This is a genomic window from Vibrio tarriae, from assembly GCF_002216685.1.
In the GTDB taxonomy this organism is placed as follows: domain Bacteria; phylum Pseudomonadota; class Gammaproteobacteria; order Enterobacterales; family Vibrionaceae; genus Vibrio; species Vibrio tarriae.
The window spans coordinates 544,976-569,099 of the sequence record NZ_CP022353.1 but is presented as its reverse complement, the minus strand read 5'-3'; the positions used below and the strand labels follow the sequence as shown (position 1 = coordinate 569,099).

At 48.4% G+C, this 24,124-nt stretch carries 21 protein-coding genes, 7 tRNA genes and 3 pseudogenes; 19 read left to right on the top strand and 12 right to left on the bottom strand.

All coding sequences use genetic code 11. The annotated features are described in order from the left end of the window. The first annotated feature begins 254 nt into the window (after nt 1-254). Both CEQ48_RS08205 and bcp read left to right on the top strand, forming a co-directional pair. Entirely contained in the window at nt 255-797 is a 543-nt protein-coding gene (locus CEQ48_RS08205) for a glycine cleavage system transcriptional repressor (RefSeq protein ID WP_089070891.1), read from the top strand. Between the two features lie 14 nt (nt 798-811). Beyond that, nucleotides 812-1,279, top strand: coding sequence for a thioredoxin-dependent thiol peroxidase (gene bcp, locus CEQ48_RS08200; RefSeq protein WP_089070890.1), 468 nt, complete (start codon nt 812-814; stop codon nt 1,277-1,279). Nucleotides 1,280-1,379: 100 nt separating this feature from the next. Here the strand turns inward: bcp and CEQ48_RS08195 are convergent, their stop codons facing one another. The 3 genes and pseudogenes from CEQ48_RS08195 to CEQ48_RS08185 all read right to left on the bottom strand — a co-directional run bounded on the left by CEQ48_RS08195 (nt 1,380) and on the right by CEQ48_RS08185 (nt 4,734). Next, on the bottom strand, nt 1,380-3,251 hold the full coding sequence (locus CEQ48_RS08195) for a methyl-accepting chemotaxis protein (protein WP_089070889.1): 1,872 nt from the start codon (nt 3,249-3,251) through the stop codon (nt 1,380-1,382). A gap of 182 nt (nt 3,252-3,433) precedes the next feature. After that, nucleotides 3,434-4,505, bottom strand: a pseudogene (locus tag CEQ48_RS08190) (AI-2E family transporter). Continuing rightward, entirely contained in the window at nt 4,498-4,734 is a 237-nt protein-coding gene (locus CEQ48_RS08185; protein ID WP_089070888.1) for a sulfurtransferase TusA family protein, read from the bottom strand. Before CEQ48_RS08185 ends, CEQ48_RS08190 begins: the two are co-directional and overlap by 8 nt. A 183-nt stretch (nt 4,735-4,917) precedes the next feature. Here CEQ48_RS08185 and bepA point away from each other — a divergent pair, with 183 nt between their 5' ends. The 4 genes from bepA to CEQ48_RS08165 are packed head-to-tail and all read left to right on the top strand — an operon-like array spanning nt 4,918 to nt 7,742. After that, nucleotides 4,918-6,372, top strand: a complete 1,455-nt coding sequence (gene bepA, locus CEQ48_RS08180; RefSeq protein WP_089070887.1) for a beta-barrel assembly-enhancing protease — start codon at nt 4,918-4,920, stop codon at nt 6,370-6,372. Between the two features lie 22 nt (nt 6,373-6,394). Beyond that, nucleotides 6,395-6,745 carry an arsenate reductase (glutaredoxin) gene (gene arsC / locus CEQ48_RS08175; protein WP_089070886.1) on the top strand — a complete coding sequence of 117 codons (351 nt, stop codon included), beginning with the start codon at nt 6,395-6,397 and terminating at the stop codon, nt 6,743-6,745. Next, nucleotides 6,742-7,302, top strand: a complete 561-nt coding sequence (gene wrbA / locus CEQ48_RS08170; RefSeq protein WP_089070885.1) for an NAD(P)H:quinone oxidoreductase — start codon at nt 6,742-6,744, stop codon at nt 7,300-7,302. Before arsC ends, wrbA begins: the two co-directional genes overlap by 4 nt. A 23-nt stretch (nt 7,303-7,325) precedes the next feature. Then, nucleotides 7,326-7,742 (top strand): DUF2069 domain-containing protein, encoded by a 417-nt coding sequence (locus tag CEQ48_RS08165; protein ID WP_181714692.1) that lies wholly within the window; start codon nt 7,326-7,328, stop codon nt 7,740-7,742. A gap of 165 nt (nt 7,743-7,907) precedes the next feature. Here the strand turns inward: CEQ48_RS08165 and CEQ48_RS08160 are convergent, their stop codons facing one another. Then, complete coding sequence (locus tag CEQ48_RS08160; RefSeq protein WP_089070883.1) at nt 7,908-9,041, bottom strand: DUF2066 domain-containing protein; 1,134 nt, start codon at nt 9,039-9,041, stop codon at nt 7,908-7,910. A gap of 220 nt (nt 9,042-9,261) precedes the next feature. Here CEQ48_RS08160 and CEQ48_RS08155 point away from each other — a divergent pair, with 220 nt between their 5' ends. Continuing rightward, nucleotides 9,262-10,515 (top strand): uracil-xanthine permease family protein, encoded by a 1,254-nt coding sequence (locus CEQ48_RS08155; RefSeq protein WP_089070882.1) that lies wholly within the window; start codon nt 9,262-9,264, stop codon nt 10,513-10,515. 70 nt (nt 10,516-10,585) lie between these two features. Here CEQ48_RS08155 and ybaK read toward each other — a convergent pair whose 3' ends face one another. From ybaK to hemA, 8 genes and pseudogenes are all read right to left on the bottom strand, one after another. After that, entirely contained in the window at nt 10,586-11,068 is a 483-nt protein-coding gene (gene ybaK / locus CEQ48_RS08150) for a Cys-tRNA(Pro) deacylase (RefSeq protein ID WP_089070881.1), read from the bottom strand. A gap of 134 nt (nt 11,069-11,202) precedes the next feature. Then, a complete protein-coding gene (gene ushA, locus CEQ48_RS08145) occupies nt 11,203-12,864 on the bottom strand; it encodes a bifunctional UDP-sugar hydrolase/5'-nucleotidase UshA (protein ID WP_089070880.1) in 1,662 nt (553 codons plus the stop codon). A gap of 404 nt (nt 12,865-13,268) precedes the next feature. Then, on the bottom strand, nt 13,269-14,120 hold the full coding sequence (gene kdsA, locus CEQ48_RS08140) for a 3-deoxy-8-phosphooctulonate synthase (RefSeq protein WP_089070879.1): 852 nt from the start codon (nt 14,118-14,120) through the stop codon (nt 13,269-13,271). 19 nt (nt 14,121-14,139) lie between these two features. Further along, complete coding sequence (locus CEQ48_RS08135; protein ID WP_089070878.1) at nt 14,140-14,952, bottom strand: SirB1 family protein; 813 nt, start codon at nt 14,950-14,952, stop codon at nt 14,140-14,142. A 15-nt stretch (nt 14,953-14,967) separates the two neighbouring features. Continuing rightward, nucleotides 14,968-15,352: pseudogene (locus tag CEQ48_RS08130) on the bottom strand (SirB2 family protein). Next, nucleotides 15,352-16,212: a peptide chain release factor N(5)-glutamine methyltransferase gene (gene prmC / locus CEQ48_RS08125; RefSeq protein WP_089070877.1), complete on the bottom strand. Its 861-nt coding sequence runs from the start codon at nt 16,210-16,212 to the stop codon at nt 15,352-15,354. Before prmC ends, CEQ48_RS08130 begins: the two are co-directional and overlap by 1 nt. A gap of 3 nt (nt 16,213-16,215) precedes the next feature. Beyond that, complete coding sequence (gene prfA / locus CEQ48_RS08120; RefSeq protein WP_089070876.1) at nt 16,216-17,304, bottom strand: peptide chain release factor 1; 1,089 nt, start codon at nt 17,302-17,304, stop codon at nt 16,216-16,218. A gap of 29 nt (nt 17,305-17,333) precedes the next feature. Further along, nucleotides 17,334-18,593 carry a glutamyl-tRNA reductase gene (hemA, locus tag CEQ48_RS08115; protein WP_089070875.1) on the bottom strand — a complete coding sequence of 420 codons (1,260 nt, stop codon included), beginning with the start codon at nt 18,591-18,593 and terminating at the stop codon, nt 17,334-17,336. 159 nt (nt 18,594-18,752) lie between these two features. Here hemA and lolB point away from each other — a divergent pair, with 159 nt between their 5' ends. From lolB to CEQ48_RS08055, 12 genes and pseudogenes are all read left to right on the top strand, one after another. Further along, complete coding sequence (gene lolB, locus CEQ48_RS08110) at nt 18,753-19,370, top strand: lipoprotein insertase outer membrane protein LolB (protein ID WP_000993148.1); 618 nt, start codon at nt 18,753-18,755, stop codon at nt 19,368-19,370. Continuing rightward, a pseudogene (ispE, locus tag CEQ48_RS08105) lies at nt 19,367-20,240 on the top strand (4-(cytidine 5'-diphospho)-2-C-methyl-D-erythritol kinase). The gene lolB and the pseudogene ispE overlap by 4 nt, the downstream one beginning before the upstream one ends. A gap of 30 nt (nt 20,241-20,270) precedes the next feature. Further along, nucleotides 20,271-21,215, top strand: coding sequence for a ribose-phosphate pyrophosphokinase (locus CEQ48_RS08100; RefSeq protein ID WP_001113134.1), 945 nt, complete (start codon nt 20,271-20,273; stop codon nt 21,213-21,215). Between the two features lie 169 nt (nt 21,216-21,384). Beyond that, complete coding sequence (pth, locus tag CEQ48_RS08095) at nt 21,385-21,975, top strand: aminoacyl-tRNA hydrolase (RefSeq protein WP_089070874.1); 591 nt, start codon at nt 21,385-21,387, stop codon at nt 21,973-21,975. Nucleotides 21,976-21,985: 10 nt separating this feature from the next. Continuing rightward, nucleotides 21,986-23,077, top strand: coding sequence for a redox-regulated ATPase YchF (gene ychF / locus CEQ48_RS08090; protein WP_089070873.1), 1,092 nt, complete (start codon nt 21,986-21,988; stop codon nt 23,075-23,077). 277 nt (nt 23,078-23,354) lie between these two features. Continuing rightward, nucleotides 23,355-23,431, top strand: a tRNA-Met gene (locus CEQ48_RS08085). Nucleotides 23,432-23,459: 28 nt separating this feature from the next. Beyond that, nucleotides 23,460-23,545, top strand: a tRNA-Leu gene (locus CEQ48_RS08080). A 24-nt stretch (nt 23,546-23,569) separates the two neighbouring features. Further along, a tRNA-Leu gene (locus tag CEQ48_RS08075) sits at nt 23,570-23,654 on the top strand. 27 nt (nt 23,655-23,681) lie between these two features. Next, nucleotides 23,682-23,756: transfer RNA gene (locus tag CEQ48_RS08070), tRNA-Gln, on the top strand. A gap of 79 nt (nt 23,757-23,835) precedes the next feature. After that, nucleotides 23,836-23,912, top strand: a tRNA-Met gene (locus CEQ48_RS08065). Nucleotides 23,913-23,935: 23 nt separating this feature from the next. Then, a tRNA-Leu gene (locus CEQ48_RS08060) sits at nt 23,936-24,021 on the top strand. Between the two features lie 17 nt (nt 24,022-24,038). Further along, nucleotides 24,039-24,113: transfer RNA gene (locus CEQ48_RS08055), tRNA-Gln, on the top strand. Nucleotides 24,114-24,124 lie beyond the last annotated feature (11 nt).

Genomic DNA, 24,124 nt, shown 5'->3' with positions numbered 1-24,124 from the left:
CTCAGCATGGTAATGCATGGCGCTAAAAAAAGACAAGCGGAGAAATGGGCTTAAATCACCATGCGGATGAATATTGATAAGATACCCTCAATAAATGGCGGGCAAGACGAGTGACCTTTATACACGGCACTTCGTCGTGGGTGTCAAACTGTGGTCATTTTCAGGGTGAGCGCACGGAAAAACGCACTTGGTCACGCTTTTTCTCTAGTTTAACTGTGTTAACATGCCCGAAAAATCATCTCTAAAGTGACAGTATGACTCAGCATCTTGTGATCACCGCCGTGGGCACTGACAGACCCGGCATTTGTAACGAAGTGGTTCGATTAGTGACCCAAGCGGGTTGCAACATTATTGATAGCCGCATCGCTCTGTTTGGAAAAGAATTTACACTTTTGATGTTAATTTCTGGCTCCCCAAGCAACATTACTCGCGTCGAAACAACGTTACCTTTGCTTGGCCAACAGCATGATCTGATCACCATGATGAAACGTACATCACCTCATGATCATCAAACCCATGCTTATACCGTGGAAGTGTACGTCGAGTCTGACGATAAACTGGGACTGACCGAAAAGTTCACCCAATTTTTCGCACAGCGCCAAATCGGTATGGCATCACTGAGCGCACAAACCATCAGCAAAGACAAACTGCACAGTGAGCAAAATCAGTTCCACATCGCCATCAGCGCACGAGTGGACTCAAGTTGTAACCTCATGCAGTTGCAAGAAGAGTTTGATGCCTTATGTACAGCACTTGATGTTCAGGGTTCACTTAACTTTATAAAAAACAGTCAGTAATCAAAGGGATCATTATGAACACTCTTACTGCTGGAGCTCCAGCTCCCACTTTCTCTTTGCCAGATCAAGATGGCAAACCAGTGATGATTGCGGATTTTGCAGGCAAAAAAGTCCTGCTCTACTTTTACCCAAAAGCCATGACGCCAGGCTGCACAGTGCAGGCACAAGGACTACGCGATATTCAAGCAGAGTTGCAAGGGCATAATGTGGTGGTGCTGGGGGTGAGTACCGATCCCGTGAAGCGATTAGGCAAGTTCATTGAACGTGATAATCTCAACTTCTCGCTGTTATCAGATGAAGATCACCAAGTGGCTGAACAGTTTGGCGTATGGGGTGAGAAAAAGTTCATGGGTAAAATCTTTGATGGCTTACATCGCATCAGCTTTTTGATCAATGAACAAGGTGTAATTGAGCAAGTCTTTGATAAGTTTAAAACCAGCAATCACCATGAAGTGGTACTGGCTTATCTCAGCGGCAAATAATCGGTAGAAATGCCGATTTTAGTCAGTTTGAATGCAGAAAAGATTAAGGCCAGTCATTGACTGGCCTTATAATTGACACTCGAAAGCATAGGTCAAAACGCTACACGATAAAGGTATTGAGGAGTTTGCCTTGCTCACGCACGTTTTCGGTTTGTACTTCCATGGCCATACTCGCTGATTTAGCGGAGTCCGCCACCTGAGTCGAGAGATCTTTAATCTTCACCGTATTGGTGTTGATCTCCTCGGCAACGAGACTTTGCTCTTCCGCTGCAGAAGCAATCTGCATGTTCATATCGCTGATCCGTTGGATAGCACCACGAATCCGTTGCAGAGATTCATTAGCAAGCTGCGCCTTCTGCACAGCATCATCCGCCGTGTACTTACTCTCATTCATAGCAGCAGAAACCGCACTCGCACCGCTTTGCAACTGTTCGATCATATTACGAATTTCCGTGGTCGATTGTTGCGTACGCTGCGCCAACGTCCGAACTTCATCGGCAACCACCGCAAAACCTCGACCCGACTCACCCGCGCGCGCGGCTTCAATCGCCGCATTGAGGGCCAATAAGTTGGTTTGGTCAGCAATATCGTTAATCACTTTCAAAATAGTTTCGATATTTCCGGTCGCCACTTCTAACCCTTTGACCTCTTCTACCGCTTGTTCGATACGAGCAGAAAGCGCATCAATCGATCGCGTGGTATCACTCACCACTTTACTGCCATCTTGTGAAGCTTCATCAGCCTCGTGAGCCGCAGCCGCTGCGCTTTGTGCGTTATTCGCCACTTCTGTCGCCGTTACTGCCATTTCATGCATTGCCGTCGCGAGCTGCTCCAACTCTTGCAATTGCTGAGTGACTGCACGAGCGGATTCTTGAGCGCCCATCACAGTTTGCTCAGTGCCATACATAATTTCAGCACCAATCGCTTTAAGTTGTTGAATTTGGCTCTGCAACGTCTGGGTGAAGGTGTTAAATCCTCTGGCCAACTCGGCGAACTCTTTATCGGTGTTAGTATCAAGGCGCTTAGTTAAGTCGCCTTGGCCTGAGGCGACATCCTGAATAGCAAGATTAAGTACTCCGAGTGGCTTCATCAAAACGCGGATCAGCAGTCCCAAGCCCAAAACGCTGAATACAACACCAATAAGGGTATAAATGATCGAGCTGTTGCGAAGTTCAGTCAGGGCGGAAAAAGCGATGGATTCATCTATCACCGCACCAATGTACCAATTCTCTTCCGGCACAAGCGTGAAGCTAACCAGATAAGTTTTGCCATTATTTTCTACCGTTTGAGTACCCTGTTGAATGGTGACGTTGGGCAAATAGCGATTCAATGGTTCCCCATTGAGCTCAGATTTCGGATGGGCGATGGTAGTACCATTTTCCGTCACAATAAACAGATAGCCGGCATCAAACAGGTTAATCGAGTTGACCAAATCCGCTAACGCCGTGAGTTCTACATCAAAGAAGATAGCGCCTTTGAATTGGTTTTGTGCCGTAAGCGGAGTGCCAATCGAAATGATGGTGTTCTTGGTTGTGGCGTCAACGTAAGGCTCGGTTACCACTAGATTTCGTTGTTGTTTTGCATCGTTATACCATGGGCGGGTGCGCGGATCGTAATCCGCCTCGACTTCCCACGCGTCGTCGTTTTCTACCACACCACCGTCGTTGTCATAGCCGACACCCACAGCAATATAGCTTTGTTTTAGCTTAGGCGTCTCCAAGACTTGGCGAACGTATTCACGGTTATCCGGATCTAAAGCCAATACTTCTGTCGTGGTCTGAGCTAAGGTTTTCTTGCTGGTCAGATCCGCTTCAATGGTATTTTTTATTCCTATTACCATCTCTTTTAAACTGGTGTTAACGAAAGATTCAACTTGGCTGCGGACGGTCGTTTGCTGCTGAAAAGAGAGCAAGGAAAGAACGACCAACAGCAGCATTGAGGATGCAGCTACAATTTTATAACTAAATTTCATACCAACTCCGATGCTTTGCGCTGTGATTATTACAGTGAAATATGCGACACCTAACTATATCGTTGGTATGAAGTATAAACTTTAGCTTTTATTTACAGTTAGATGAGTAACGCACAATTAAAAAGCCTCACTAAATAGTGAGGCTTTTTAATTGTGCGTAAGATTGTCTTTTCGCGGAAAAGCTAATCCGTCTCCACGAGATCGTCCTCTAAACTAGGTAACGCCTTCCAAACGGCTTTCACCAAGGTCGCCAAAGGAATCGCAAAAAAACACGCCCCAGAAGCCCCATAATCCGCCAAACACGAGCACCGCAATAATGATCGCCACCGGATGTAGGTTGACCGCTTCGGAGAATAGGATGGGCACCAAAACGTTACCATCCAAAGCCTGAATAATGCCGTAAGCAATCAACAAGGTGTAAAACTGCGGGGTCAGCCCCCATTGGAACAAGGCCACAATAGCCACGGGTACGGTTACAGCTGCAGCTCCAATATAAGGGATCAATACCGAAAGCCCTACCGCGACTGCCAACAATACGGAGTAACGCAGGTCTAAAATCGCGAACGTGATGTAACTGACTGTACCGACAATAACAATCTCCAGCACTTTGCCGCGAATGTAGTTGGAGATTTGTTGGTTCATCTCCTCCCAAACCTTGTTCGCTAGCTTGCGGTTACGCGGCAAAATACCACTCGCCATCCGCAGCATCTCTTGTTTATCCTTCAATAAGAAAAACACCAACAGAGGCACTAAAATCAGATAAACGCCCAGCGTGGCTAAGCTGACCAGAGACGCAAGAGAACCTTTCACCACAGATTCGCCCATGCCTAGCACTTTGTTTTTGGCATTACTGATCACCGACTCGACAATCTCTAGATGTGCCAATTCAGGATAACGTTCAGGCAAACTGGTGATGAACTTCTGCGTACCGCTGTACATATTCGGCACGTCATTAATTAAATTCCCCACCTGTTTCCAAATCGTCGGCACCAAACCAAACACCGCCAAAATCATCAAGCCAGTGAACACCGTAATGACAATGATCACCGCTAAGGTGCGCGGAATTCGTAATCGGCGCAGCTGAGTAACGGGCCACTCCAGTAGATAAGCGAGTACAATCGCCACCAACAGAGGGGCAATCAAATGACCAAAGAAATAGATGGTGATAAAACCAAACAACAAAATCGCCACCAAGCTGGCAGCGTGTGGATCGGAGAAGCGTCGCTTATACCAACGACTGACCATTTCAAACATTAAACGAAGTCTCCTTACTAACCTTGAGCGAACAGTGATCGTGATTGAGAGTGCGCTGACAATCCAGTGGCTGCTGAGCAATATACTTTTCAATGTCACGTTGTGAGGCGGGATCGGCAATCAAAATGGTCAGCGATTCACCGAGAGATAGAGCTGCCGCGGCTCGTTTAACCAACAGTAACGCCATAGGGCAACGCTGCTCCCGCAAATCGAGAATAATCGGTTCCATTCTGCCGCTTAATCCTTAATATAGGTGGCACATTGTATCGGCTTTCGTTCAGGGTTACACCTAATTGGCGTTAATGGGGGGTAGATTTTCACAGGAAATTCGCTGCTCAAACGCAGAATCAAGAAACCAATAGACATCGGACATGTCTTACAGGCAGATAAACTCGGAGTATGCACCGCCATTATGAAATTCTTCCCGACACGTACCCTGTTATGTCTATGCATTGCAGCGCCATGTCTTCCTGCCATCGCACAAAATGATCCTATCGAATTGCCGGATATTGGCACGGTAGCGGGCTCGACGCTGACCATAGATCAAGAACTGATTTATGGCGATGCTTATATGCGTATGCTGCGCAATAACCAACCTGTGATTAACGATCCTGTACTCAATGAGTACATTGATAATTTAGGACATCGTTTAGTCGCCAGCGCCAACGATGTCAAAACGCCGTTCACCTTTTTTATGATCCGCGATCGTAACATCAACGCTTTTGCCTTTTTTGGTGGTTACGTCGCCTTGCACTCTGGGTTGTTCCTTCATGCACAAAGTGAAAGTGAGTTAGCGTCGGTCATGGCACATGAAATTGCTCACGTCACCCAACGCCATCTTGCACGCAGCATGGAAGAGCAAGCACGTCGCTCTCCTGCGACGATGGCGGCACTCGCCGGTTCATTACTGCTCGCGATTGCCGCCCCAGAAGCGGGGATTGCGGCGATCAACGCCACCATGGCGGGCAGCATCCAAGGCCAGATTAACTACACACGTAGCAATGAAAAAGAAGCGGATCGATTTGGCATCGCGACCTTAGCCAAAGCCGGATTTGACGCAAACGCAATGCCGCAATTTTTCACTCGCCTTGCTGATGAATATCGCTACGCCAGTAAGCCGCCCCCTATGCTGCTGACTCACCCACTGCCAGAAGACCGGATTACCGATAGCCGTGAGCGGGCCAGACAATATCCGCCACTCAAACTTGCTCCACACTTGGATTATCACTTGGCGCGCGCACGGATCATCGCTCGTTATGCGGGCATTGATGCCGACGCAGCGTTGGATTGGTTTGCTCGCAGTGAGAAAAAAATCGACGCCACACTACAGCCGTCCATCCAGTACGGCAAAGCCTTGGTTTATCTCGATCTCAAACAGTTCGATAAAGCAGAGCCTCTGTTGACTCAGCTAGTTAAAGAACAACCGGACAATCATTTTTATCTCGATGCGATCAGCGATTTGTATATTGAGCTCAAGCAAGCCGATAAAGCACAAAGCTTGTTAGAAAAGGCGCTCAAACAGACGCCAAATAACTCAGTGCTGACCATTAACTATGCGAACGTGCTGCTCAAGCAAGATAAGTTCACCGATGCCATTCGAATCTTGCAACGTTACACCCATGACAATCCTAATGACATCAATGGTTGGCAACTGCTGTCTGAAGCCAATAGCCGTTTAGGCAACAGTGCGGAAGACTTAGCGGCACGCGGTGAAATCATGGCGCTGCAAGCAAACTGGAACAAAGCGATTCAGTTTTATACCCAAGCCAGTCAGTTGGTGGAATTGGGTAGCTTAGCGCAAGCCCGTTACGATGCGCGGATTGACCAGTTAATGGTGCAACGCGAGCGCTTTTTATCCCTCCAATAATAAATCTGATACAGGAGAAGTTATGTCAGTCGTGATTTATCACAATCCTAAATGCTCCAAAAGCCGTGAAACGTTAGCCTTACTCGAAGACCAAGGCATTACACCGCAAGTGATTAAGTATTTAGAAGCCTCACCTTCGGTGGAAGAACTCAAACGTCTCCACCAACAATTGGGGCTGAATGAGGTGCGTGGCATGATGCGCTGCAAAGAAGAGCTGTATAAAGAGCTCAATTTAGGGGATAGCCAATTGAGTGATGATGCACTGTTTGCCGCGATGGCGGAACACCCGAAACTGATTGAGCGCCCGATTGTGGTGTGCAACGGTCAAGCTCGTCATGGCCGACCACCTGAACAAGTGCTTGAAATTCTATGATTTCGATAGTGGTGCTCTACTACAGCCGTCACGGTAGTACGCAAGCATTGGCACGCCAAATTGCGCGCGGCGTAGAATCCGTAGAAGGTTGCCAAGCCTTGCTGCGTACCGTCGCAGAGCTTGATGGCACAACAAGCGACAGCGATCCTTACCTTAGCCTTGATGAGTTGAAACAGTGTGACGGCTTAGCGTTTGGCAGCCCAGTTTGGTTTGGCAATATGGCCGCGCCATTAAAACATTTTTGGGATCAAACCACGCCACTTTGGCTGAGTGGCGCGCTGATTGATAAACCAGCTTGCGTGTTCACGTCTTCATCAACCTTGCATGGTGGGCAGGAAACAACCCAGCAGAGCATGATGCTGCCTTTACTGCATCATGGCATGTTGATTTTAGGGATACCTTATTCCGAGCCAGCCTTGCACACCACTCAATCCGGCGGTACACCGTATGGTGCAAGCCATGTCCATCAACAAAAAACACTCTCTAGTGAAGAGGCGGAGCTGGCACGCCAGCTAGGAAAGCGCCTGGCTCATGTGGCCAAACAGTTAAAGGGATAACAATGACCACCTCCAGTATTGCAATGCAACCTCGGACCGCGTTTTATCGCTGGCTGGCACTGAGTGCCAACCTCGCTCTGTTGGTTTGGATCCTGTTATGGCAACTCACGTTGTCACCACATCCTCATCTTAATCCTACCGCGCTCGCGATAGGCTGGGTCATTCCACTGCTACTGCCTCTGTTTGGCATTCTCAAAGGCAAACCTTATACCCATGCTTGGGCAAACTTTGTGTTGATGCTCTATTTCTTGCATGCTTTAACCTTGCTGTATGTGGATGGCGGGGAGCGTTGGTTAGCCTTGGTTGAACTGCTACTGACTTTTGCGGCATTTATCGGCAATACCCTTTATGCGCGCTTACGTGGTAAGGAGTTAGGCTTAAAGCTAACCAAGCTTTCTGAAGTGGAAAAGCAAGAAAAAGCCCATTTTGACCACCGATGATCTTTTTGCCTATCGGTGACCCATTGCTTGGTTGAGTGCGCATCAAAGTCACTCTCGAATTGATTATCGCAATAAAAATAGCGCCTTTTCGGCGCTATTTTTTGCTTTGGTTTGTCCCCTAACTTCCTTATAACTCAAGTCATTTGGGGCTCTCTCCTCAAAGCATTAACCTTGCCAAGAGAAATAGAGAGTTTTAGGTTGAACAGGTTGTGGCTGAGCAGCAGCGTTATTTGGGTTACTCGGGTCTACCGGCATTTCTGACGTACTATTTTCCAGCGAACGAGTGTCTGAAGAGACGGGCTCTTCTGGAGGCATCTCCATCAATACCGCCTGCCCCATGCGTACCACTTCATTAGTGAACTCTTCCACGCTGGCTAATAAATGCACGTTAAAAGTTACTTGAGTACCTTGAACCTTCAAAATATCCAGCGAAGCGACTGAGCTTAAGCCCTTGAGTTTGTTCTCAACCACAAAGAAATCCTGCGCGCTATCGAGTGGGCTAAATTGCGCCAATACCGATTGCGAGGATTCACTGCTTACTACAACCGCGCTTTTACGTGCGTAGTAATCACTGATTTCATCAATCATCTCGGTGACCGCTTGCTCACCCGAGGCTTGACCTGAGATGGGCGCTTTCGGTTGACTCACCATGGTGTTAGCCAACTGATCAAACAGAGTCCAACGCAGTTCAGAGCCTTGCGCACGCACAACCAAAACCGCATCGGTCGGGTAACGTTGACTTGCGATGCTGATCGGGTTGATAAAGCCACCCCATAAATCGGAGACCTGCACACCGGTCACATCATCAAAATCGCCAACCGGAACCGTTAAGGGTAAGCCGCGAACACGGGCGCGAGCTTTCATTTGGTTCAGTAACGGAGTATCTGCATGTTCCCAACTCACGCTGCGATCGTAGTTGGCTTCTTCCACCAGCCATACCAGCAAGTTACTGCGGCTTTCAGGCCAAAAGGGTAACTGAGCTTGACTTAACAGTGAGCGAATGTGCTGCGCGCTGAATTGCAAACGCATCACCGACTGAGCACCCTCTTGTTGAGTGCTGATCTGGGTGATGTACTGGTTACTCTGACGCAAAGCTTTCTGCACAGCATCATTTTTGAGCGCATCTTGACTACCAGTAGCGCGGACAATCACTTCTTCCATACCACGGACACGCGCCGCCGCATCAGCGTTACTTTGCTGCGGATCGACCGCAACTTCTGCCTGATACAAGTTGACTCGAGTGAGGGCGAAGGCGGGAAACGTGAGCAATCCCATCATCAACACAGCTAAATAGCGCATACCATACCTACATTCTGTTTACTGAACGACGATGATAAGCAACTATCCAAAGTTCAGCAAGGCGAGAGGTTACAGGAGTGCGTCAGAATTTGTGCGACGCGATCCACGTCGTTTTTAAACATAGCCTATAATCCTGTCAATTTTTGATCTTATTCCGCTCGCAATCGATTGCAGAAGTGATAGAATCCCGCGAATTTTTATTTAGCTCAGGGAAAATACGATGAAAAATGCCATACAAGGCGCGCAAATGCTGTTTGTCGCATTCGGCGCGTTGGTTCTGGTCCCGCTTCTGACCGGACTCGATCCAAACGTTGCACTGTTCGGTGCTGGTTTAGGAACACTGCTTTTCCAATTGATCACCCGCCGCTCTGTCCCCATTTTCCTCGCCTCTTCTTTTGCTTTTATCGCTCCTATTATGTTCGGCATCCAAACCTGGGGCATTCCTGCCACTATGGGTGGCTTGATGGCCGCGGGGGCAGTGTATATCGTACTCGGTGGCATTATTAAGGTGCGTGGTGTGGCTATCATCCACAAACTGCTACCTCCGGTCGTGGTAGGTCCTGTGATTATGGTGATTGGCCTGGGGCTTGCTCCAGCCGCCGTGAACATGGCACTAGGCAAATCCGGTGATGGCTCCGTGCAACTCGTCGACCCACAAGCCGCACTCTGGATTTCTTGTATTTCACTCTTGGTCACTGTGGTGTTCAGTGTGTTCGCCAAAGGCTTTTTTAAGCTAGTTCCTATCCTAGCGGGCATTGTCAGCGGCTATGCACTCTCACTGGTAATGGGTGTCGTCAGCTTTGCGGCGGTGGAACAAGCCGCTTGGCTTGCGTTACCCAACTTCACTTTCCCTGAATTTAACATCAACGCCATCCTGTTTATGATCCCAGTCGCGATTGCTCCTGCGGTCGAACACGTGGGCGATATGCTGGCTATCTCAAATGTGACCAACAAAGATTACCTGAAAAAACCGGGCTTACACCGCACTATCGCTGGTGACGGGGTCGCGACCATGGCCGCAACCATGCTTGGCGCGCCACCCAACACCACATACAGTGAAGTGACTGGTGCCGTGATGCTGACTCGTGCATTTAACCCAGCGATCATGACTTGGGCGGCAATCACGGCCATAGTGCTCGCTTTGGTTGGCAAACTCGGCGCATTGCTGCAAACCATTCCAGTTCCGGTAATGGGCGGCATCATGATCCTGCTGTTTGGATCCATCGCCACCGTCGGTTTGAATACATTGATCAAAAACCAAGTGGATCTGCACAAATCACGCAATCTGGTGATTGTGGCCGTCACTCTGGTATTTGGTATTGGTGGTATGGCATTCGGCGTGGGTGACTTTAGCCTGCAAGGCGTAAGCTTATGCGGCATCGTCGCGATTATCCTCAACCTTGTTCTGCCAAGCGACTTAGGTGAAAACCACGTAGTGGATAATGCACAAATGGAAGAAGAGGCACGCCATTAATCTTCGCTGACTTCTCACCACTTCTAGAATCAACGGCCTCTCTTTGAGGCCGTTTTTACAGGGGTATCGATTAATTCTCTTCTTGACACAAATCCGCAAACTGGCCGCGCGTTAAGTGCGCGAGATCTTGCGGAGATAACTCAATTTCTAAACCGCGCTTACCTGCACTGACACAAATGGTCGCTTGGCTTGATGCACTTTGATGGATAAAGGTTGGCAGCGCTTTTTTCTGGCCGAGAGGACTTATCCCCCCCACCACATAGCCTGTGGTTTTCTCGGCGATGTCCGGCTTTGCCATCTCCGCTTTTTTGGCTTTGGCCGCTTTGGCCGCGAGCTTTAAATTCAGTTTGAGATCGACGGGAATAATCGCCACCGCGAGATTTTTTTCCTCGCCATTCATACAAAACAGTAAGGTTTTGAATACCCGTTTCGGATCTTGGCCGAGCGCCTGCGCTGCTTCTAAGCCGTAACTGGCATGGCTCGGATCATGCTCATACTGATGAATGGTATGGGGGATTTTATTTTTCTTTGCAAGATTGATTGCAGGAGTCATGAATCACGTGTCCTCATTTACTCACACTGCTGGTGGGCAGAGCTGGGTTCCATATGGATATGGAAAAATAAAAAAAGCGGTGTTTGCACACCGCCTGTCAGTAAACGCAATTCAACTCAGCGAGTCAAACCTTATTAACGATAAACAATCTCGCCCGCTGGCGCGAAACGGTTCACATCGATTGGGCTGTTCGCTTCAAGGAAGTCTTTCAGCACTTCTGCATCCACAAAGCCAGTGTTGACATAGCCTGGGTGGTCACTGATTTTTGGATAACCGTCACCACCTGCTGCATTAAAACTTGGCACAGTGAAACGGTAAGTGGCATCCAGACGTAACTGTTTACCACCGATCATCACGTTAGAAACTTTGCCATCCGCAACCGTCATTGAAATGCCCGCGAACTGTGCATACGCACCTGAATCAACTGGCTTGGTCGCCACCACATTCAGATAATCCAGTACTTCCTGACCATTCATATCAACATAAGTCACGATGTTGCCAAATGGCTGTACTTTCAGTACATCTTTATAAGTGATGTCACCAGCTTGAATAGAATCACGCACGCCACCTGAGTTCATGACCGCAAAATCAGCTTTGGCACGTTGCATGTGTGCATTCGCAATCATACGCCCCAAGTTAGTTTGTTCGAAGCGCACTACGTTACGGTCACCTTCCAGCTTACCGTTGCTGTGTGCAATCTTGATGTTCAGTTGCTCTTGACCTTTCTCTTGGAATGGGCGCAGGAACTCAAGCATTGCGTTGTCTTCTTTAATCTCAGAAGTGGCAAAAACACGCTGAGTTTCGCCATTCACATCGACTTTCTTCTTGAGGTTAACTGGGATGAGGTCATAACTCACCATGTTCAGCTCACCATTACGGAACTCATAATCCGCACGGCCAACGTATTTACCCCACTCGTAAGCTTGAACAATGTAAGTACCGTTCTGAATATCAGGTTTACATTCATCACCCGGCTTAAAGTTCTTCTTCACCAGATTAGGGCCTTCCATACACACAGGCTCTTGCGAGTGACCGCCGACAATCATGTCCAACTCACCGGATGGCAAGTAGCGCGCCAAAGCGACATCGCCCGGTGCGTTCACACCGTGCTCACCGTTTTGATAGTGCCCCATGTGCGTCACAGCGATGATCAGATCCGGCTTCTCTTTTTTCTTCAGCTCAGCGATCACTTTTTTCGCTTCTTCTTTAGGATCGCGGAAATCGATGCCGCCGATGTATTCTGGGTTACCAATTTTTGCGGTGTCTTCGGTGGTTAAACCGATAACCGCAATCTTAATCCCTTGCTTATCAAAGATATGGTACGGTTCAAACAGACGCTTACCGGTCGCTTTATCGTAAATGTTGGCTGATAGCATTGGGAAATTCGCCCACTCTTTTTGCTTAAACAGCACTTCAAGTGGGTTATCAAATTCGTGGTTACCCAGCGCCATAGCGTCGTAACCGATTTTGCTCATGCCTTTGAAATCAGGCTCTGCATCTTGTAGGTCTGATTCTGGTACCCCAGTATTGATGTCACCACCAGAGAGCAGCAACACACTGCCTCCTTGTGCTTCAATGTCGGCACGCAGTTGGTCAATCAGCGTTTTACGTGCTGCCATACCGTATTCACCATACTGGTTTTGCCAGAAACGACCGTGATGGTCATTGGTGTGCAGAATAGTGAGTTTGTAGGTTTTGTCTGCTTCCCACTGCTGAGCGGGTTCAGTTGCGCAACCTGCCAAGGAGGCAATAATGGCTGCACTGAGGACGGATTTTAGAATGAGGCCTTGTTTCATTGTCATACCTTTGAACTGATGAAAACCACTGCTTGAAATGTCATTGGGCGCTCGAACGGCGCAATCGCTTACCCCTGCACATCGCTTGGTGTACTGGTAAAACTTGACTTAGTTTAAAGTAACCGAATTGGTGAGACAGCTTGATTTCATATTTATGTAGAGTAGATCACCTAAAAGTGTCCAATAAAATGTAATCAATAGATAGTGTTAAAAATATAGCGAGCTCGGATCACAAGCAAACGTTTCACTGACAAAAGACCATTCTTAGTTATAGTGTGCGCGCAAGCGTTTAACCTACAGAAACGTTCATTCGTAGGAAAATCATAATAATGTGTATGAGCATCAGATATGAGAAAGCCATCCGAAGATGGCTTGAAATACAACATAGAGTCAGGCTATCGCGCTTATCGAATATCGATGTGCGCAAAGTTTTTGATCAAGTCGTCCAGCGCTTTCATTTGCGCAAGGAATGGCTCTAATTTGTCGAGGGGTAATGCCGATGGTCCATCGCAACGCGCTTTATCTGGATTTGGGTGCGCTTCAATAAACAGGCCTGCAATACCCGTCGCTAAACCCGCTTTCGCCAGTTCAACGGTTTGTTGACGACGACCGCCCGAAGCTGCACCTGATGGATCGCGCATTTGCAGTGAGTGAGTCACATCAAAAATGATTGGACTGCCGTTAGAGGCTTGCTTCATCACGCCAAAACCGAGCATATCGACGACGAGGTTATCGTAACCGTGGCAAGAGCCGCGCTCACATAAGATCACTTTGTCATTGCCACACTCAGCAAACTTCTCAACGATGTTGCCAACTTGACCCGGGCTCATGAACTGCGGTTTTTTCACGTTAATGACCGCGCCGGTTTTCGCCATCGCTTCAACCAAGTCGGTTTGACGGGCCAAAAAGGCAGGCAGCTGAATCACATCCACCACATCCGCCACAGGCTGCGCTTGCGCTTCTGTGTGGACATCGGTGATGATTTTCACGCCAAAGGTATCTTTCAGCTCTTGGAAAATTTTCATCCCTTCTTCCAAGCCTGGGCCACGGTAAGAGTGCACTGAGCTGCGGTTCGCTTTATCAAACGATGCTTTGAACACATAAGGGATACCGAGCTTGTCGGTCACTTTCACATAGTGCTCACAAATTTGCATCGCCAAATCACGCGATTCCAGTACGTTCATCCCGGCAAATAGGGTAAACGGCTTATCGTTAGCAACCGGAATATCACCGACATGGACAATTTTGTGTTCCATCTTAATCTCTCTTGTTGGGTTAATGCAGCGTCACTTGACTGCCATGACTGAGTACATTGACTTGCGTTTTTAACAATTCAGCCGCCGGATCGTTCGGACAGTGCTCAATAAAATATTGATAGTCCGAAATAGCAATTTGATGGCACTGTAGCTGTTGGTAAATAAAGCCACGATCACGGATTTCGTATGGGTCATCGGGCACAAAAGTGAGTGCCAAATCGGTACATCTTAGCGCCAGAGTATAGCGCTCTTCACGCAGTAAGGCACTTTTGAGTAGCGCCAACCAACGCCCAATAATGGTCGGATTATCGACACTTTGTAAATGCTGTGGCTTAAGCTTCGCCAGTGGGCCTTTATGCCCAACTAACCAAGCTTGCAGCGTGTGTTGTGACACGATCTCACCATTAAATGGATTGAGATAAATCGGCCGCTCTCCCGGCCAATTGAGCGACAGCAGAAACTGAGTAGGGAAACTTATCCCATTGAGTGGAAAGCCGAGTTTGTGTCCTAGGTAGAGCAGTAATGAGCCTAAACTGACGGGAATGCCTTTGCGCCGCTGCAAAACTTGATCGATAAAGGCATTACGAGAATCAAAGTAGGCTTCGCGATCGCCGCTAAAGCCCCACTCTTGATAAAACAGGCGCAAAAAAGCCTCGAAACGCGCTTTCTCATCACGCTCATGTACCAATGCCAGTTCGGCTTCTTTTAGCAGACGTGCTAACTCAATGTGAGCCCATTCTAGCTGCGTATCGGGATTAATGGCCTTGTTGAGCGCAAGCGCTCCTTCCACCAACTCCATCGCATCAAAATCTTCATCACAGAAATTCAGCATGGTCGCACCTTAAGCTTAACCAAACAGAATCGGTGCTTTTGCGACCGCGATTTTCCCTGCCATCGCCAACCAGCCCAATGCGCCAAAAAACGCAAAGCTACGCAGCAATTTATTACGACCTAATTTCAGTGCAAAAAAGCCTAGCGCGATGTACGCCAGCACGCAGGTGAATTTTTCCGTCATCCACGGCGCAGCATCGGTAAAAGGAATAAATCCCGTGATGAAAATCAAACCGATACCGGAAAGCAGCAATAAGGTGTCATTGACATGAGGGAAAATTTTGAAAAAACTTGCGCTCTAGGTGTGCTGAATTCATCATCATTAGCACATAGCGAATCGACAGCATGACCACACTGACGCCGATGGTGAACAGATGAAAATGTTTTAATCCTTCGTACATTATGCTTCTCTTTCCGTTTTATATTGTCCCAGTGTAACTCGATCATGACCGGCATAATCTTGCTCGGTAATGATGTTTTGATAGCCTAACTCACGCAAAATCGTGCGCACCGCAAAGCCTTGATCGTAACCATGCTCAAACAAAAGCCAGCCGCCATCGAGTAAAAAATGCGGCGCGTGCGTGCTGATGTGGCGAATGTCCGCCAAACCATTTTCTGCAGCAACCAGCGCACTTTTCGGCTCAAAACGCACATCGCCCAGACTCAAATGCGGATCATTTTCTTCGATATACGGCGGGTTAGAGACGATCAAAGCAAACTTCGTACCGTCTACCAGCGGGCTAAACCAACAGCCCTGCAAAAACTGCGCATTGCGGATCGCCAAACGAGTCGCGTTTTCTCTTGCTAACTCTGCCGCCTCCGGACGTAAATCAATCCCCGTGACTTGCCGCGTTGGCAATTCCGAAGCCAAAGCCAACGCAATCGCCCCGGTTCCGGTGCCAAGATCCAGCAGTTCACCGTCAATCAACGCCGCTTTATCCAGCGCTAATTCAACCAAACGTTCCGTATCCGGACGTGGAATAAGTGTCGAAGGAGAAACTTTCAGCGGCAGAGACCAAAATTCGCGCTCACCAAGGATATAGGCCATCGGCTCTCCCGCTCTGCGGCGAGCAAGGAGCACATCGAGAGAAGCCAAAGTAGGCTTCTCCAAGGTTTTATCAGGCCAAGTCAACAAGTAAGAACGAGGCTTAGCCAGTACATGGCAAAGGAGTACTGCGGCATCTAGGGCTGGCGAATCACTGCCGCTTTGCTGCAGTTGCTCGGTTGCCGCTTTTAATGCCGCTTCAATGGTGACTGACATGAATTAGTTTTGATCCGCCAGTGCCGCCAATTGATCCGCTTGATGCTCGTGAATTACAGGGTCAATCAAGGATTGCATATCCCCCTCCATCACTTCGGTCAGACGGTATACCGTCAAGTTGATACGGTGATCGGACACCCGACCTTGCGGGTAGTTGTATGTACGAATGCGGTCACTACGGTCACCAGAACCGAGAAGGTTACGTCGTGTATCGGAAATTTCCGCGGCGCGTTTTGACTCTTCTGCTTTAGCAATACGCGCAGCAAGTACTGACATCGCTTTGGCTTTGTTCTTATGTTGCGAGCGCTCATCCTGACACTCGACCACAATTCCAGTCGGTAAGTGAGTGATACGGATAGCCGAGTCGGTGGTGTTAACGTGCTGACCACCCGCGCCAGAGGAGCGGAACGTATCAATTTTCAGATCGCTGGCTTTGATTTCTGGAATTTCCGCTTCTGGAATTTCAGGCATCACCGCAACGGTACAAGCGGACGTGTGGATACGCCCTTGCGCTTCCGTAGCCGGAACACGTTGCACTCGGTGGCCGCCAGATTCAAACTTTAGCGTACCGTAAGCACCGTCACCGTTCACTTTCGCGATCATCTCTTTGTAGCCGCCGTGTTCGGCTTCACTCGATGACATCACTTCGATGCGCCAGCCTTTTTTCTCCGCAAAACGGCTGTACATACGGAACAAATCGCCGGCAAAAATACCCGCTTCGTCACCACCCGCACCCGCGCGAATTTCTAAGAAGCAGTTGCGATCATCGTTTGGATCTTTTGGCAGCAACAGAATTTGCAGCTCATCGGTCAGGCGCTCAATTGCCGCTTTCGCCGCTTTGATCTCATCCTGCGCCATTTCACGCATTTCTGCATCATCTTCTTGTGCCATCTCTTCGGCAGCAACCAGATCTTCCTTCGCTTGTTGGTAAGCTTGGAAACACTGAGTGATCTCTTCCAGTTGCGAATACTCTTTGGACAGAGCACGGAATTTATTTTGATCACCGATAACTGTTGGGTCGCCAAGGAGGTGCTGAACCTCTTCGTAGCGCTCAACAAGGGATTCAAGCTTGCTTAAAATCGACGCTTTCATAGTTGCTTCTTTAAACTCTAAGTTGAGATTTAGTTCAGATCGTCAAGACCTAAACTTTGTCTGATCACGGCCAGTTTAGCCGGTTCCCCTTGTTCCGCCGCAGTTTGTAGCGCTCGGGTTGGGGTGTGAATTAGTTTGTTGGTCAATTTGTTGCTTAATTCTATGAGCAGCTTTTCAGGATCGCCACCCGCTGCCAATGCTTGCAAACTTTTATTGAGCAGCTCTTCACGAGCTTCATTGGCTTGCTTACGATAATCACGAATACTGTCCACCGCTTGCAGTGAGCGCATCCAACTCATGAAGGTGGCGCTCTCCTCACTGACAATCGCTTCTGCCTGAATCGCTTCCACTTTGCGCTGCTCGATATTGCTATCGACAATCGACTGTAAGTCATCGACCGAATAGAGATAAGCATCATTAAGCTTACCGACCTGCGGCTCAATATCGCGTGGCACGGCAATATCCACCAACAACATCGGCTGATGGCGACGGGCCTTTAGCGCGCTTTCGACCATGCCTTTACCTATGATGGGCAAAGGGCTAGCGGTCGAGCTGATCACAATATCCGCTTGCGCTAAATAATCTGGGATCTCATTTAATGCGATGACGTCGGCGCCAAACTGCTGCGCTAAGCTCAAAGCTCGCTCTCGCGTGCGGTTCGCCACTATCATCCGTTTACAGTGGTGTCCATCCAAATGTTTTGCTACCAGTTCAATGGTTTCGCCGGCCCCAACCAAGAGTACAGTGGCGTCGGCCAGCGATTCAAAAATGTGTTTTGCTAATGTGCAAGCAGCATAAGCCACCGAAACCGCGCTGCCGCCGATTTCGGTTTCTGTTCTTACCCGTTTCGCGACCGAAAAAGCCTTTTGAAACAGCTTTTCCGTCGCCGGATTGACGGCGTGATTCTCTCTCGCCTCTGCGTAAGCTTGCTTAACTTGTCCTAATATCTGCGGTTCGCCCAACACTAAGGAGTCCAAACCGCAGGCGACACGCATCAAATGACGAATGGCGGCTTGCTCTTCATGGACATACAGGCTGGGTTTTAATTCATCCAAACTGACTTGGTGAAACTGGGACAACCATTCGATGACTTTGTTTTTACTTGCTGATTTCACATCACAATAAATTTCGGTGCGGTTACACGTTGAGAGGATCACGCCTCCTTTAACGTGTGAACTGGTGGAAAGCTGATTCAGCGCCAAAGAGAGCTTCTCTGGACCGAACGCCACTTTTTCCCGCAATTCTACCGACGCCGTATTGTGATTGATTCCAATGGCAAGCAAAGACATCTATAGAGGATTCTCAGATATGTGTGGTGGACTAGAGGCGGAATTTTACTTGATGCCCTCTTTGATTGAAAGGGCAGACCGGATTTGTTTTCCTGAGTTCGTGAGATCAATGATATAGTTAGCCCGTTTTCGCTCTCGCTTTGGATAAAAAAACGCACTATGAATGCTCTCGTACGTCGCCTATTGCCAGGATTGGCGAGTCTGTTGCTTTTGGCAGGTTGTGCCACCGCGCCGCTACAACCCGTCAATGTTCAATGGCAATCACACCAAGTCACTCTAGAACAAATTCAACATTATCAATTAACCGGAAAACTCGGCTATATCGCGCCCGATCAGCGACAATCGTTCAACTTTCAATGGCAAAAAAGCCCACAAAAACTCTCACTGCGTTTAAGCAATTTTCTTGGTCAAACCGTGCTGAACTTACAGGTCGATGAACAAGGTGCGCGGGTCGAAACTTATGATGATCAAATCTACCGCGACCAAGATGCACAAAGCCTGATCCGCAATTTAACAGGGTTAGATATTCCCGTTGAACAGCTTGAAGATTGGATTTTAGGCTTGCCGACCCAAGCAACCCATTACGAGTTGAATGAACAAAACACCCTTGCCACTCTCACCAAACTCGCCTCAACGGCGGAATGGCACGTGGAATACCAACGTTACCAAGCGATTGAGTGGCAACATCAGCCCATTCCGCTGCCTGATAAACTTAAACTCCAGCAAAATAAAACCTCGATTCAACTGGTGATCTCACAATGGACGCTGCTCCCATGATCCACGGCACAACCGTGTGGCCTTCACCGGCCAAACTCAACCTGTTCCTTTACATCACAGGTCGTCGAGCTAACGGCTATCACGATCTGCAGACCTTGTTTCAGTTTCTCGATCACGGTGATGAGTTAATCATTACCGCCAACCACAGCGGCAACATCTCCCTCTCTCCTGCTCTGGCCGATGTCGCGTTAGAAGATAACCTGATTTACAAAGCCGCGATGGCACTCAAAAATGCGGCTCAATCGCCACTCGGCGCAGACATTAAACTGCACAAGGTGTTGCCTATGGGCGGCGGAATTGGTGGCGGATCATCCAATGCGGCCACCACCTTAGTCGCACTCAATTACTTGTGGCAGACTGGACTTAGCGATGATCAATTGGCTGAGATTGGGCTGGCACTCGGAGCGGATGTCCCTGTCTTTACTCGTGGTTTTGCGGCTTTTGCTGAAGGAGTTGGCGAAGAATTATCCGCAGTAGAGCCAGAGGAAAAATGGTATCTCGTGATTCGTCCTGCGGTCAGCATCGCGACAAAAGATATTTTCACTCACCCACAACTGGTGAGAAACACGCCAAAGCGTGATCTGGCAAGCCTTCTTGCCACCCCCTACGAAAACGATTGCGAAAAAAATTGTCCGATCACTGTACCCCGAGGTTGATAAGCAACTTTCATGGCTGCTACAATACGCGCCGTCAAGATTGACCGGGACGGGATCTTGCGTTTTTGCTGAGTTTTCGAGCAGGAAAGATGCACAGGCCGTCTTTGCTCAATTATCTGACAACGTCTTAGCGTTTGTCGCCCAAGGGCGCAATGTTTCACCGCTCAGAAAGACGTTGGCTGACTACCAATCAGCTAAAATCCGACCTTACTAAAAAACTGGACGCAACCCTGAGGTTTCCACCGTGCCTGATATGAAGCTATTTGCTGGTAACGCAATACCCGAACTAGCCCAACGTATTGCAGATCGCCTGTACATTTCCCTTGGTGATGCTACTGTTTCTCGTTTCTCTGATGGTGAAGTAGCAGTACAAATCAACGAAAATGTGCGTGGTAGCGATGTATTTATCATTCAATCCACCTGTGCCCCAACCAATGACAACCTGATGGAACTGGTGGTAATGATTGACGCAATGCGCCGTGCTTCTGCAGGCCGTATTACGGCAGTTATCCCTTACTTCGGCTATGCCCGCCAAGACCGCCGTGTGCGTTCGGCTCGTGTACCTATCACTGCAAAAGTTGTTGCAGACTTCCTTTCTAACGTTGGTGTTGACCGCGTTCTGACTATCGACCTCCACGCAGAGCAGATCCAAGGCTTCTTCGATGTTCCAGTAGACAACATTTTCGGTACTCCTGTTCTGCTGGAAGATATGAAAGCACGTAACTTGGAAGATCCTGTTGTCGTATCGCCAGACCTTGGTGGTGTGGTGCGTGCTCGCGCAACCGCGAAAGCACTGGGTGACATCGATATCGCGATCGTAGATAAGCGTCGTCCACGCGCGAACGTTTCAGAAGTCATGAACCTGATCGGTGATGTTGAAGGCCGTGACTGTGTGATTGTCGATGACATGATCGACACCGGTGGCACGCTGTGTAAAGCCGCGGAAGCGCTGAAAGAGCGTGGTGCGAAACGCGTATTTGCTTACGCCACTCACGCGGTATTCTCAGGCAATGCAGCGAAAAACATCAAAAACTCTGTGTTGGATCAAGTGATTGTGACTGACTCTATCACCCTATCAAAAGAGATGGCGGCGACAGGAAAAGTGACTCAATTGACTCTATCAAGCATGCTGGCTGAAGCGATTCGTCGTATCAGCAACGAAGAGTCCATCTCTGCGATGTTTAACTAATCATTGAGTAACCCAGTCTATCTGCCTGTCAGGTAAGCTCGGGAATCGATGATACGAAAGCGTTTCATCTCCGATGAAGCGCTTTTTTATTGCCTTTTGTGTGACTCGCACCTCGCGGCGGATGTGTGCTATCATACCGCGCTTTTGAGTTTCCGAAGAGATATTCGCCTTGAGTCAACCAATCAAACTCCTTGTCGGACTGGCCAATCCTGGGCCGGAATACGCTAAAACACGCCATAATGCAGGTGCTTGGGTTGTCGAAGAGTTAGCCCGTATCCATAACGTCACGCTCAAAAATGAGCCGAAGTTTTTTGGTCTGACCGGACGTTTGCTGATTAACAGCCAAGAGTTACGCGTGTTAATCCCCACCACTTTTATGAATCTCTCCGGCAAAGCGATTGCTGCATTGGCCAATTTCTATCAGATCAAGCCAGAAGAGATCATGGTTGCCCACGATGAGCTAGACTTACCACCCGGTGTGGCAAAATTTAAGCAAGGTGGCGGACATGGCGGGCATAATGGGCTCAAAGACACCATAAGCAAATTAGGCAACAACAAAGAATTCTATCGTCTACGGCTTGGCATCGGCCATCCGGGACACAAAGATAAAGTAGCCGGTTATGTGCTCGGCAAAGCGCCTGCTAAAGAGCAAGAGTGCCTTGACGCCACAGTGGACGAAGCTGTTCGCTGCCTTGAGATCCTACTCAAGGATGGCCTCACCAAAGCACAAAATCGTTTACACACTTTCAAAGCTGAATAAGGTTACAGTCATGGGTTTTAAATGTGGCATCGTCGGTTTGCCAAACGTAGGTAAATCAACTCTTTTTAATGCGCTGACCAAAGCGGGCATCGAAGCAGCTAACTTCCCGTTTTGTACTATCGAACCAAACACAGGCGTTGTTCCTGTACCAGATCCACGTCTGGATGCCTTAGCCGCGATTGTCAAACCTGAACGCATTCTGCCAACGACGATGGAGTTTGTGGACATTGCAGGTCTAGTGGCGGGCGCATCAAAAGGAGAAGGTTTAGGTAACAAATTCCTAGCTAACATCCGTGAAACCGATGCAATTGGTCATGTTGTACGTTGCTTTGAAAACGAAAACATCATCCACGTGGCGGGTAAAGTGTCACCGCTGGAAGACATCGAAATCATCAACCTTGAATTAGCGCTGGCTGACTTAGACAGTTGCGAGCGCGCGATTCTGCGTCAAAGCAAACGCGCTAAAGGTGGCGATAAAGAAGCCAAATTTGAGCTGGCCGTACTGGAAAAACTGCAACCAGTATTAAGCGAAGGTCAATCAGCTCGTTCTGTTAAGCTAACTAAAGAAGAACTCTTGGCAGTCGGTTACTTAAACCTACTGACGCTCAAACCCACCATGTACATTGCTAACGTGAATGAAGATGGTTTTGAGAACAATCCATATCTGGATGCCGTTGTTCAGTTTGCAGCACAAGAAAATGCTTCTGTGGTAGCGGTTTGTGCAGCGATCGAGGCGGAACTCTCTGAACTTGAAGAAGAAGAACGCGACGAATTCTTGGCCGATCTCGGCATTGAAGAACCAGGCCTAAACCGCGTGATCCGCTCTGGTTATGATCTTCTCAACCTGCAAACCTACTTCACCGCAGGCGTGAAAGAAGTGCGTGCATGGACCATTCCTATCGGTGCAACCGCGCCACAAGCAGCAGGTAAGATCCACACTGACTTCGAGCGTGGTTTTATTCGAGCTGAAGTGATCGGTTACAATGACTACATCCAATTCAATGGCGAGTCAGGTGCCAAAGAGGCCGGTAAATGGCGTTTGGAAGGTAAAGAGTACATCGTAAAAGATGGCGATGTGATCCACTTCCGCTTCAACGTTTAAATCTCGCTTTACTGCGAACCAAAAGCCAACCAAAGTGTTGGCTTTTGCCATTTATAAGCCTCTAAAAAATGATCTTTATGACTCTCCAAGCGTAATGAATTTGTTGTTTTGGTGATGGTTTTTGATCATAAACACGCCTCTTTGTTTAAAAAAAACCCGAACGGTTGGTTTCAAAGAATTTATTCAAAAAAACTGTTGACGCTCCTAACCCATATCCGCATAATGCGCTCCGTTCTCAGCGATAAGGCATCGCCTTCTCGTTAAGAAAATAAAATTTGGCTACGTAGCTCAGTTGGTTAGAGCACATCACTCATAATGATGGGGTCACAGGTTCGAATCCCGTCGTAGCCACCAAATTTTGACAATTTGATGCTTTTGACACGCGGTGGTGGCGGAATTGGTAGACGCGCTAGCTTCAGGTGTTAGTGTCCTTCGGACGTGAGGGTTCAAGTCCCTCCTTCCGCACCAAATGCATCGGGTTATAACAAATTTGCGGAAGTGGCGAAATTGGTAGACGCACCAGATTTAGGTTCTGGCGCCGCAAGGTGTAAGAGTTCAAGTCTCTTCTTCCGCACCATATTTTGATGAAATCAATCATCACTGCAGGTCTATCGCCAAGCGGTAAGGCAACGGGTTTTGATCCCGTCATCCCATGGTTCGAATCCATGTAGACCTGCCATTTTCTTATGGCTTTCAAGACGGCAAAAACCATTGGAAGTCAGGGCGAGATTGTATTATAGTCTCTCGCTCGAAAAGATGGCTACGTAGCTCAGTTGGTTAGAGCACATCACTCATAATGATGGGGTCACAGGTTCAAATCCCGTCGTAGCCACCATATTACAATTTGATGCATTTAACGCGGTGGTGGCGGAATTGGTAGACGCGCTAGCTTCAGGTGTTAGTGTCCTTCGGACGTGAGGGTTCAAGTCCCTCCTTCCGCACCAAATGTATCGAATTCTGTAGGTCTGTCGCCAAGCGGTAAGGCAACGGGTTTTGATCCCGTCATACCCAGGTTCGAATCCTGGCAGACCTGCCATTATTTCGATG